This window comes from uncultured Nostoc sp. (assembly GCF_964245445.1).
Taxonomy (GTDB): Bacteria; Cyanobacteriota; Cyanobacteriia; order Cyanobacteriales; family Nostocaceae; genus Nostoc.
The window spans coordinates 22,214-33,897 of the sequence record NZ_CAXTNE010000050.1 but is presented as its reverse complement, the minus strand read 5'-3'; the positions used below and the strand labels follow the sequence as shown (position 1 = coordinate 33,897).

Annotated in this window: 9 protein-coding genes and 1 pseudogene; all 10 read left to right on the top strand. The window is 41.0% G+C overall.

What is annotated here, in order from left to right:
• A partial coding sequence (locus ACFE90_RS11630) for a phosphopantetheine-binding protein (RefSeq protein WP_375500593.1) occupies positions 1-1,034 on the top strand: 1,034 nt, incomplete at its 5' end.
• A 211-nt stretch (positions 1,035-1,245) separates the two neighbouring features.
• Positions 1,246-2,160: a hypothetical protein gene (locus ACFE90_RS11625; RefSeq protein ID WP_375500591.1), complete on the top strand. Its 915-nt coding sequence runs from the start codon at positions 1,246-1,248 to the stop codon at positions 2,158-2,160.
• 101 nt (positions 2,161-2,261) lie between these two features.
• The gene (locus tag ACFE90_RS11620; protein ID WP_375500589.1) at positions 2,262-3,110 is read left to right on the top strand and encodes a hypothetical protein; all 849 of its coding nucleotides are present in this window, start codon (positions 2,262-2,264) and stop codon (positions 3,108-3,110) included.
• Between the two features lie 138 nt (positions 3,111-3,248).
• Positions 3,249-4,145 carry an SDR family NAD(P)-dependent oxidoreductase gene (locus ACFE90_RS11615; protein WP_375500587.1) on the top strand — a complete coding sequence of 299 codons (897 nt, stop codon included), beginning with the start codon at positions 3,249-3,251 and terminating at the stop codon, positions 4,143-4,145.
• A 70-nt stretch (positions 4,146-4,215) separates the two neighbouring features.
• Positions 4,216-5,391 carry a glycosyltransferase gene (locus ACFE90_RS11610; protein WP_375500585.1) on the top strand — a complete coding sequence of 392 codons (1,176 nt, stop codon included), beginning with the start codon at positions 4,216-4,218 and terminating at the stop codon, positions 5,389-5,391.
• Between the two features lie 34 nt (positions 5,392-5,425).
• Entirely contained in the window at positions 5,426-6,553 is a 1,128-nt protein-coding gene (glf, locus tag ACFE90_RS11605; protein ID WP_375500583.1) for a UDP-galactopyranose mutase, read from the top strand.
• Positions 6,554-6,659: 106 nt separating this feature from the next.
• On the top strand, positions 6,660-7,586 hold the full coding sequence (locus ACFE90_RS11600; protein WP_375500581.1) for a class I SAM-dependent methyltransferase: 927 nt from the start codon (positions 6,660-6,662) through the stop codon (positions 7,584-7,586).
• 106 nt (positions 7,587-7,692) lie between these two features.
• Positions 7,693-8,919 (top strand): glycosyltransferase, encoded by a 1,227-nt coding sequence (locus ACFE90_RS11595; protein ID WP_375500579.1) that lies wholly within the window; start codon positions 7,693-7,695, stop codon positions 8,917-8,919.
• An 8-nt stretch (positions 8,920-8,927) separates the two neighbouring features.
• Positions 8,928-10,493, top strand: a complete 1,566-nt coding sequence (locus tag ACFE90_RS11590; protein WP_375500577.1) for an MFS transporter — start codon at positions 8,928-8,930, stop codon at positions 10,491-10,493.
• 360 nt (positions 10,494-10,853) lie between these two features.
• A pseudogene (locus ACFE90_RS11585) lies at positions 10,854-11,684 on the top strand (hypothetical protein); the annotation flags it as partial.

The window sequence follows — 11,684 nt, the reverse complement described above, 5'->3', positions numbered from 1 at the left end:
TCTCCCTAGAGTACGCACTTTTCCAGTTATGGAAATCCTGGGGTATAGAACCCTCCACAGTTATGGGTGATGATATCGGAGAATATGTTGCTGCCTGTGTAGCTGGAGTTTTCAGCTTGGAAGATGGCTTAAAGTTAGTTGTCAAGTCCAAGGTGGAGGAGTTTAAGAAAATCGCTAGGGAAGTAACCTATTCCCAACCACAAATTCCCGTAGTTTCTCATCTAACTAGTGAAATAACTACTCCTGAGTATTGGTGTCAACAAATACGACAACCCGTAAATGCTGCCAGCGTAGATATTCTAGCTCAACAGGGGTACGAAATATTTCTAGAAATAGGTAGCGATCGCTTGTCTAAGAATGAAAAAGTCTCGCTTCCTACTGTGCATCCAGAAAAAGAAGATTGGCAACAGCTACTAGAAAATTTGGGGACTTTATATGTACATGGGGCAAAAGTAGACTGGTTAGCTTTTGATCTAGATTACTCGCGTCAACGTCTGCAATTACCAACCTATCCCTGGCAGCGAAAACGTCACTGGTTTGGAGCTAATCGGAATGGGCAACAGAAAGTTGAGAGCGTCTCCCTAAATAAATCTATCAATAATGCAGACTTCAAGCAATTAGTCAAGCAGTTAGAAATGACCGCGGAACTCTCACAAGCAGAGTTGAATTTGCTGCCTAGACTATTTGAGCTATTAGAGAAGCAACACCAGCAGACCAAAACTGAAGAGGAAACTAACATAACATTGCAGCAGCTAAGTCTTAAATCTCTGACAACAGAAGATATTCAAGCTTGGTTAGTTAACCAAATTGCCCAAGAACTGGGAGTCAAACCCGATGAAATCAATGTCCGGCTACCTTTTGATAGTTACGGTTTAGATTCGGTACTAGCGATCGCCATTGCTAGTACTGGAAAGCAATTCCTCGGACTTGATATGTCTCCACTTCTCTTAGTGCATTATCCCACTATAGAGTCACTTTCACAGCACTTAGCCAAAGAAGTAGAAGCTTCTGAATCAGAAACATTTGAAATTTAAGTTAAGCCTTCCTCTCTCTATTTCTCTTCCTTCTCTTCGAGACGCTACGCGAACGCGTCCTTTGCGTCCTACCCTGTGGAAAGCCGCTTTGCGTCTTCGCGGTTCGTTAAAAAAATTGCCTTTTACCCAAGCCTATTGACACATAATTGATTCTGAATTCTGACTTCTGACTCCTGAATTCTGTTTAAATAACAACAAAAATGGTGAATCTATGAATGTATCAGAACTTTTGGAAAATCTTAATCATCAAGGCGTTCAGTTGTGGGCTGATAATGATAAACTCAAGATTAATTCTCCCAAAGGATTATTAACACCAGAAATACGTACAGAACTAGCTGAACGCAAAACAGAAATTCTCGCCTTTCTGCAAAAAACTAACGATGCCGCTAGTGATAGTTCTACAACTAAAGCTCAAGACCTGAGCTTGCAAACAATTGGCCGTTTGATTGGTGGTTATTGTCTGAAAATTACAGGCTTTATCCCTCCTATCATCGATCCAAAGCTGATGGCAAATAGGCTAAAAGTTACCTTTAGACCTTTGCCTAAAGGTTACAAAGAAGAAACAGTTTTACAGTTTAGGAAAGAATTAGAACGTAAATTACAAGAAAACGGAGTTCAAATATTATCTTGGGAAGAAGCAACTAAAGAGTTTAATTACGAAATTACTATTCCCTTGATTAACTGGAAAAAAAATATCACCACAAGGGTAGTTAAATCAGGTGTTAATGCTGTCGTAGATGTTGAAAAACATCCTTCTTTGTTTGGCAAAGCAAAGATATTTTTAGCAGAAGTACTATATCGATTATATTCTCGTTTTGTTTTCAACAAGAACCCGATATCTGCTTCTAAAATTATGCAATTTATCAGTTGGGCCGAAGAGAGTGTTCAACCACTTGAAGACCCAACAAATACTCAAGCGATCGTTTTAACAAAACTGAATCCAAAACTAATTGATCCCAAAATTCCTTATCAACAAAAGATTCCAATTGGTGTAAATACTCTAATCAAGAACTTTTCGGAAATTGTCATTGGGGTTGACAACACCAATATCTCTATCTTAAACATGAACCTCTCAGACTCAGTATTTTCTACAGAGTTGCTTGATGAGTTGTTTCTAAGTCTTTAATTCCTAAAATCTTTGTACCAATTCAACCATTACCTTTAAGTCGATTTGAAATTGATGAATATGACGCGAAAGCATCTGTCTATGCAGGTCAATTAGTCAAATTGGGTAAAGAATTAGCATCAACAAACTTACTACCTTCTGGTTTTAAAATTAACGATGTGATGAAAAGAAAGTCCCACCGAGATATTGTAGACTGGATGATAAATGGCAGAACGGGAGTTTCTTACGGTTTCGTTGCTTACGCCGAACCACCACAATATATCGGTGCTGTAGAAATATCCGAGAGGGAGTGGGACAGCTTATCAACGATCGCAGGATTCAGCCCTAATGAACTGCGTCAGAATAAAATTGGTAGAAGGTATATCAAAACCCAGATTGCGGGAAAATATTTATATAAACAGATACCAGACATCTGGCTTGCTAGTTCTCGTTCCGGCTCAAATAAAACAAACCTGAATTTAGAAACAGACGTGTTTCGGATTGGATTACAAGACAGATTATTACTCCAGTTGCCAAAAGGTCTTGATTCTGTAGTGGGCGATATCAAACCCTCTTACGATATCTATGTGATGGTGGCGATCGCACTGGCTGCTGCTTTATACGCACCAGAGTTAATTGAAAATGGAATGCCAATGGTTCATTTCCACGGATATCCTTCAAAAGAGTGGTTGCAACCCCATGAATACTGCACTGGAGTTCAAAATCCCTCAGTTCCTTGTGGAACTTATGAATCAGGAGTTTTTAATTTCTTAGGTATATACAATCTAGTGAATAAATATGGCAGCAATATTGCCTTAGCCAGTCTGATTGAACCAGATCATGGCACAAATATCATCGCCTCTGACTGGAAATATTTACTTGCCAGAATCAAAACTGGAGTTGAACAGGAGCAAATTGAACTAGGTGGCAAACATTTCCCTTCTCTCAAAGAGAGCGTTGCTACTTCCTGAAATAGTACAGCACGCCGTAAATAAAGCATCCATTCCAAATCAATGAAATGCTTATGCTGTATTCATTTTGAATTTTTAATTTTGAATTCCGCCCTGCGGTACTAGGTTGGTACTGATGAAAGAGGATGTTAAACAAACATGACAATTATTGCAGGTCAGACAGTACTTTTGACAGGAGCCTCACGCGGGATAGGAGTCTTTATTGCTCGTGCTTTGGCAAAAGAAAAAGCAACTATAGTTGGTGTTTCGCGATCGCAAGAGGCACTAGATCAAGTAGCTGCCGAAGTCAAAGCTTTAGGAGGTCGCTGGTTAGGTATTAAATATGACCTCAGCAAGCTTGAGGATCTGCCAAACCTCATTCAGCAAATCAATCAGCTTGCAGGGCCAATTGACATTTTGATTAATAATGCAGGTATAGAGATATACAAAAAATTTCAAGATTATTCAACTGCGGAGTTACAGTCAATATTAACAATTAACTTGCTATCGGGGATGGAATTAAGCCGTTTGGTACTACCAACGATGTTAGCCCAAAACAGGGGTCACATTGTTAATATTGCTTCTCTGGCTGGTAAAAAGGGAAACCCTTACAACAGTGTTTACTCTGCTAGCAAAGCTGGTTTTCTTATATGGACTGATGCACTCAGACAAGAACTAGCTAGTACTGGCGTGGAGATTTCTGCAATCTGTCCAGGATATGTTTCTGGTGAGGGAATGATTGCCGATACTGGTGTACCTATACCAAAGTTAGCAGGCGCATCTACACCAGATAATGTAGCAAAAGCCGTCATCCGCGCTATTAAGCAGAATCAGGCAGAAGTGATTGTCAATCAAGATCCGACAACAGAAACTATATCAAAACTGCTAATGGGGCTGTGGCAAATTTTTCCCCTATTTGGTGACGCAGTTTATCAGTGGATGGGAGTAGGTAAGCTCAATCAACTCCGGATCGAGAATCAAAAGCACGTTGCGTTGAAATTTAGTGGAAGTAAATCAATGGTAACAGCAATATCAGACAAAACTACTGAAAGATAACGTTGTTGAATTTAGATATGAAATTTAAAAAGATTGTCCTGAACCCGAATACAAACCCAATGGAAAAGCCATGAAAAAAGTATATTTGATGATTTATGATTTAGGCGCAGGTCATCGCAGCACAGCCAATGCTTTGCAAAAAGTGATCGAGAAGCGGCAATTGCCTTGGGAAATTCATATAGTCGATGCTTTCAAAGAAATTATTGGCACGACTGCTCCACACTACGTTTACAATCAGCTAATACTCAAAAAAGACTGGGCAAAAATTATTAATGACCCTTTCTTAGTTCCCTCATTCAAATTACAAATACGCCTTTCTCGTTTTGCTTGGCTAGGACGTTTTAAAAGATATTGGCAGCAACATCAACCTGATATGGTGGTTTCATTACTGCCCTATATCAACGGGCTGATTAATCAAAGCTTACAGGCAGTATCGCCTAATGTGCCTTTTGCAACCGTAATGACCGATCATGCCGATTGTCCACCCCACTTCTGGATTGATCCACAAGCACAATTCTTAATTTGTCCTACTCAACGAGCAGTTGAACAAGCAAAAAACTTGGGTTATACACAAGAGCGAATTTTCAGCACTTCAGGAGTGGTAATTCATCCTCGATTTTCTGAACCCGTAAATAGCGATCGCAAAATTGAAAGAGAACGTTTAGGTCTAAATCCAGATTTACCAACAGGTTTAATCACTTTTGGTAGTCAGGGATCAAAAGCAATGCTAGAAATTGCCGATTCTCTAGAGAAATCGTCACTGAATCTACAACTTATTTTTATCTGCGGACGCAATGAAGAAATAGCAAATACTTTGCGCCGTCAACAGAGTCGTTTACCAAGGTTCATTGAAACTTTTACTAGTGAAATTCCCTACTACATGCATCTGTCGGATTTCTTTATTGGTAAATCTGGCTCTGTAGGTGTCAGCGAAGCTGTGGCAATGAGCTTGCCAGTAATTACAGATTGCAACGCTTTAAGTATGTTTCAAGAACGACCCTCGGCTGAGTGGATTGCAGAAAATGAGATTGGAATTGTAGTCCCCAATTTTCGGGATATTAACCAAGCTGTAGCAAAGCTAATCCAACCAAAAACCCTAGCTCAATACCGTGCCAACGCCGCCGCGATTAACAATCAAGGAGTATTTGAAGTTGTTGATATTTTGGAACAAATACTTGAAAACTCCTTCTCAGTTGCGCCTTCTCCAACGTTTGAGACAAATAAGCAGTTATCCTCAACAGTTTGATGAATTCCGAAAAAAATAACCGAAGTGAAATAATATGCTATTTGATTGGCTGATCGTAGGGGCCGGATACTCAGCCTGTGTAATGGCTGAACGGCTAGCAACTCAGCTTGGACAGAGAGTACTGATTGTAGAGCAGCGAGACCACATCGGGGGTAATGCCTACGATTACTACAACGAGCATGGTATTCTCGTTCATAAATATGGCCCTCACATCTTTCATACTAAGTCTAAAAAAGTATGGGATTATCTCTCGCAATTTACAGAATGGAGGCATTACTATCATCATGTGTTGGGAGTTTTGGATGGTAAGAAAGTTCCTATCCCTTTTAATCTCAATTCTCTCCATGCGCTTTTTCCTGAGAAATATGCAGAGAAGTTGGAGAATTTACTTCTAGAAAACTTCGGTTTTGGAGTGAAAGTACCCATTTTGAAACTGCGAGAGAGTTCTAGTGGGGATCTCAGCTTTTTAGCTGATTACATTTATAAAAATGTTTTTCTCCATTACACAATCAAACAGTGGGGGATGAAACCAGAGGATCTGGATCGGGGAGTAACGGGACGTGTTCCAGTTTATATCAGTCGGGACGACCGTTACTTTCAAGACCCCTATCAGGCTATGCCTAAGTTAGGCTATACAGAAATGTTCCGGCGAATGCTGACTCATCCCAACATTAAGGTACTGTTAAACGCAGATTACCGCGAGATTATCAAAGATGTTAAGTTTCATCGGCTACTTTGTACTGGGCCGATTGACACCTTTTTTGATTATATGTATGGTGAATTGCCTTATCGTAGTCTGCGCTTTCAATTCGATACTTTGGATCAAGAACAATATCAAGAAGTGGGTACAGTTAACTATCCCAATGACTACGACATAACTCGCATCACTGAACAGAAGTATTTGTCAGGACAAACTTCTCCTAAAACTACCTTGGTAATGGAATATCCCCAGGCTTATATACCAGGGAGAAATGACCCTTATTATCCTATTCTCAATGAAGAGAGCCGCGATCGCCTGAACCTTTACCTCAAAGAGGTAGAAAATCTTAACGGTACAGTACTATTTGCAGGGCGACTTGGAGATTATAAGTATTACGACATGGATCACGCAGTACTCCGGGCATTGGGTTTGTTTGAGAAAGAGATAGCGAATTCTATCTAGAAAGTGCCAAAAAGATGCGATCGCACTTGTGCTGGATAAAAAAACATAGAACTCTTTCCCTAAAGTTCTGACTAAAAAATTGTTAATATTTTCTCACAGAAGGATTATGGTGCAACAAAAACTCATTAGTACAACCAAGCAACGCCTTGAATGTTTGATTTGCAATTATCGCGTCGATCCGAATGATGAATCTGCATTTTCTACATTCCCATGCAACGTCAGAGCCTTTATGGGTGAAACATTTAAAGTTTGGAGATGTCCTGATTGCAAGACAATTCATTGTCTAGATATTGTGGATCTTGATCATTACTACGCAAAATATCCGATTGCCCAGGCAACATTGACATGGCCATTTCGCGTCTTCTACAGAAAATTACGCCAACAACTCACAAAACATGGGTTTTCCAAGACTCACTCGATGCTCGATTATGGCTGTGGTGTAAACGGTCTGTTTGTACAGTACCTACGACAGCAGGGCTTTACCAATTGTCATGGATATGACCCTTACGCGCCCAAGGACGGCTTCGGCGATCCGGCAACGCTTCAACCAGGAGCATTCGATTACATTTTGCTCCAGGATGTCATCGAACACGTTGAAGATCCTAATGTGCTGTTAGATAAGTTAAACAACTTGCTTGCTCCTGGTGGTTATATTCTGATCAGCACACCAAACGCGGCTAACCTTAACTTAAATCGACCTGACATAAACGATATTTGTAACGCGGTACATATCCCCTACCACCTTCATATTTACACTCGTGAATCCATCGAATTATTGGGGCGTCGTCAAGGGTGGAAATTTGTAGATTCATTACGGCCCAATCATGATACACTCTGGCCTACCCTGAATGCTCGCGTTTCCAATGAGTACCAACGCATCCTCGACGGCCCGGTAGATGTCTTTTACGAACCGATCAACTCAAGGAAAGTGTTGACATCGAGCAGATTTATATTCTTCGCATTTTATGCAATTTTTGGCTATTGGCTCAATTCTTATTCTGGCATGAGCATCATGTTCCGCAAAAGCATTTAATCCAACTATCGCCTTCCTTATAGAGTTGCTGGAGAATTCAGTTTAATAGAAATTCGCACAGCAGCATAACAAAGAAAGTTTTGTTTTTAAGAGATTTTTTGTATTTATGGAAACAATGCAATCACCCTCATATCCAAAAAAAAAGTTTTTGATCAATGTTGTCACCGGAAATAGCGGTGGAGGACATATCGCTACCTATAATGCGATATCTTCAATTATTGAGCAGCAACAACTTCCCTGGCAAATTAGCGTTACTGATGTGGATGCATTAGCGCAGCGTTTAGCAGAAGGAAAAAAGACACTAGATATCTACAGGCTATTTGGAACTAGTGGAGATCAAGTTCTCAACCAGATCATGCAAAGCGGTTGGACATGGATTCACCATCTGACGATGCCTTTTAATAAACTACTTATCAAACTAAATCACGATGCTGGTGTGAGGATATTTGAAGAACATTGGCGTGAACAACAGCCAGATATGGTAGTTTCTGTAGTGCCGTTGTTTAACAAAATGATATGGGAAAGTTTACAGAGAGTAAAACCAGACATACCTTTGGTGACAATTCTGACAGATTTTGCTGATTTTCCGTCCGCTTATTGGATAGAACCAGAAACAGGAAGTTATATAGTCTGTGGCACCCAAAGAGCAGTGGAGCAAGCTCGTTCTTTGGGAGTAAAAGAGGAGCTGATCGTCAAAACTTCTGGACTGGTGATTAACCCTCGCTTTTATGAACCAATTGTCAGCGATCGCGCCCAGGAAAGGCAACGGTTGGGTTTAGATCCCGACTGTCTGACTGGACTTGTGTTGTTCGGGGGTAATGGCTCCAAAGTAATGTTGGAAATTGCCAAGCGTCTGGAGTCTTTTCAACAAAAGCTACAACTCATCTTTATTTGCGGACACAATGAAGAACTGGCAATGGCTTTACGTGAAAGCAAAGGTGTTCAGAAGCGATTTGTCACTACCTTTACGAAAGACATTCCTTACTATATGCATCTTTGCGATTTTTTTATTGGTAAACCAGGTAATGTGAGCATCAGCGAGGCGCTAGTGATGAAGCTACCAGTAATTGTGGAACGTAGTGCTGCCACAATGCCACAGGAACTATACACTACCGACTGGATTCAACAGCAGCAGGTAGGTCTGGTTATCCGCAGTTTTCGAGATATTGATCGGGCAGTTGAGCAGTTTCTTCAGCCAGAAAATTTTGCCCGTTACCGGGCAAATGTCGCTGCCATGAACAATAGAGCCGTGTTTGAAATTCCTGATATCTTACAGAAGATTCTGGCTACTAATTATGAAACAACAGTGGCAGAACCACTCCAGCAGAGGTAGTGACAGCGATGAATCGAGATCGTGTTAAAGCAGTTACGCTGGCGGCAATGTGTTTCGCCCTCTTCATGGCCAATCTCGATGACACTGTGATGAATGTGGCCCTTCCCCAGATTCAGATAAGTCTAAACTCTGGCGTGTCGGGATTACAGTGGATTCTCAACGCTTACACTTTGTCTGCGGCTAGTATAATGCTGCCAAGCGGAACATTAGGAGACATTTATGGACGTAAGCGAGTCTTCCTCACAGGGCTAGTCATCTTCACGATCGCTTCTTTAATTTGCGGTTTGGCTCCAAGTTTGAGTATCTTGATTGCTGGGCGAACTCTTCAAGGAATTGGTGCTGCTGCCTTAGTGACTGGTTCTCTGTCGATCATTTCTGATACGTTTCCTGAATCGAAGGAAAAAGCTAAAGCTCTAGGTATTTGGGCTGCGGTGTCAGGACTCGCCCTCGTTGCTGGCCCTGTAATAGGCGGACTGCTAGTGGATACTCTGGGATGGCAGAGCGTGTTCTTTCTCAACTTACCACTGGGGGCGATCGCTTTTTGGGTGACTTCGCATGTTGTTAAGGAAAGTAAAGATCCCAACAAGCAACGTCTTGATGTGCCTGGTTTACTGCTCAGTGTAATATTTCTGGCTTCACTTACCTATGCACTTACCCAAGGCAATGCTGGGCTGTGGCGATCGCCGTTGATTGTCTTGCTGCTGATAGTTGCTGGACTTAGCTTTCTGGCATTTTTATTTGTTGAGTCCCGCAGTAGCCACCCAATGCTACCATTAACCTTGTTTCACAATTCAACGTTTACTGTAGTCAATGTCGTTGAAATTTTAGTATTCTTCACTGTTGTCAGCTTGCTTTTTATCTTCAGCCTGTTCTTCCAGCAAGTGCAGGGGTACTCGGCGGCGGCGGCAGGCTTGCGCTTCCTGCCAATGAATGGAGCTTTTGTAATTGCATCTGTATGTTCTGGGTGGTTTGCTGCTCGCTTAGGGTGGCGCTTTACGATCACGACAGGACTGATCCTAGCAAGCATAGCTACGTTTTCATTGATCCGAATCAATGCCGATACAGAGTATGGAACTATTTTATGGAGCCTAATTCTTTCGGGGTTTGGTAGCGGTTTGACACTCGCGCCCTTAGCGGCAGTAGGCCTAAATTCTGTACCCTCCACAAAAGTGGGAATTGCCTCAGCAGTAATCAACACTAGTAATCGTATCGGCACTATTTTAGGAGTTGCTATACAAGGAACAATTCTCACACAACTACTAGCCTCAGATTTGGCGCGATCGCTCTTTGCTTGGGGTCTACCCTCAAACCTCCAAGATCGCCTCATCGTTGATGTTTTGCGTGGTGGATTTCAAGTCCCCAGTCACCTGCCAGCCAACATTTCTACCCAAGCTATGCATCAGGCGATTAGCAATGCATTTGTGTCCGGTCTACATGCAACTGTGCTTCTAGCTAGTATTGCCCTTGTAGGTGGAGCATTTTTGATTTTGGTGTTTGTTCAGCCAACTTTTAACCAAGTCACTAACAATTCTCCTTTTTATATTAAACAGAAAAAGCAGGGTAAACGTATCTAAATTAGACTTTACAAAAAAGATGTTTTATGTAACGACGTTAAGAATTCTCCTCTTTATATTAAACAGAAAAAGTAGGGTAAACGTATCTAAATTAGACTTTACAAAAAAGATGTTTTATGTAATAACGAAAAAATCATGATTTATCGTTTGATTAATTTTCCAACGGTGAAAGCGATGTCTCCGACGATCTTGCAAAAAATAAATCCTTTACTATTTGGCATAACTATCGGATAGTATTCTTTGGAGATATCCAAATATAACCACCAAAGCATCAACATCAGTTAACGGAAATTAGTCACAACTCCGAAACTGAATCTCGAAAAAATCTAAATTGTTTCTGAAATAAGGGATTTAAACAAAATGGCTGATGAAAAATTAGCAATCTCATTATTGACACCTGCCAGTGATCTAGTTATCGGAGGGGGTACAAATGATTCTGAAGCCCTTTTCGGTCGTGCCGGAAACGATACCATTTATCCTGACAATCCGATTGTAAGCGCCACTCAAGCAACAAATGTAGATTATTTGTTCGGCGATCTATTTGACAACTCTCCTGAAGAGTATGAGATTATTCTGAATATTCAGAATGCTCAACAAGGTGGTGATCCTTTTCTTATCCTAGATAGAAATATCCCATCTGTAGGGGCAGACAGATTTGTTCTTGGTGATACAACTCAGCCGTATTATACTACCTCTAATCCAGATACTCTACTAACTACAGACTTCCTTGGTTTGAACGAGTTTGCTGTCATTTATGATTTCGGCCCAGCTAATGATGTCATCCAGCTAAATGGTAAAGCGAAAGACTATCGAATCGTAAAAATTAATGGATTACAGGTTCAAGGAGTCGCACGACCTATTTCTGGAGAAGGTATATTTTCACTACAACAGGGAGCACCTGATCTTGTAGCCTTTGTAGTTGCAAAGCCTGAAGTCAATTTAGATTTGAAGTCAAATAATTTCCGCTTTGTCGGTGATAAACCACCAAAAAAACCAACAGAAAACAAGAAGATTCAGCAATTAGGGACTACCGGAAACGATCTCAGTCTTGCTACGGGTGCAGATTCTGCTGGCAATGTTTATATATCAGGAACTACCAACGGGTCATTGTTTGGAAGCAATCAAGGTTTTGGAGATGCTTGGATAGCCAAATATGACACCAATGGTAACCAGGTTTGGGGTAGGCAGTTT

Bases quoted from the DNA above. Each gene is read 5' to 3' on its own strand.
- ACFE90_RS11590 (WP_375500577.1), top strand. From the start codon at position 8,928: ATGAATCGAGATCGTGTTAAAGCAGTTACGCTGGCGGCAATGTGTTTC.
- glf (WP_375500583.1), top strand. From the start codon at position 5,426: ATGCTATTTGATTGGCTGATCGTAGGGGCCGGATACTCAGCCTGTGTA.
- ACFE90_RS11600 (WP_375500581.1), top strand. From the start codon at position 6,660: ATGGTGCAACAAAAACTCATTAGTACAACCAAGCAACGCCTTGAATGT.
- ACFE90_RS11610 (WP_375500585.1), top strand. From the start codon at position 4,216: ATGAAAAAAGTATATTTGATGATTTATGATTTAGGCGCAGGTCATCGC.
- ACFE90_RS11625 (WP_375500591.1), top strand. From the start codon at position 1,246: ATGAATGTATCAGAACTTTTGGAAAATCTTAATCATCAAGGCGTTCAG.
- ACFE90_RS11615 (WP_375500587.1), top strand. From the start codon at position 3,249: ATGACAATTATTGCAGGTCAGACAGTACTTTTGACAGGAGCCTCACGC.
- ACFE90_RS11595 (WP_375500579.1), top strand. From the start codon at position 7,693: ATGGAAACAATGCAATCACCCTCATATCCAAAAAAAAAGTTTTTGATC.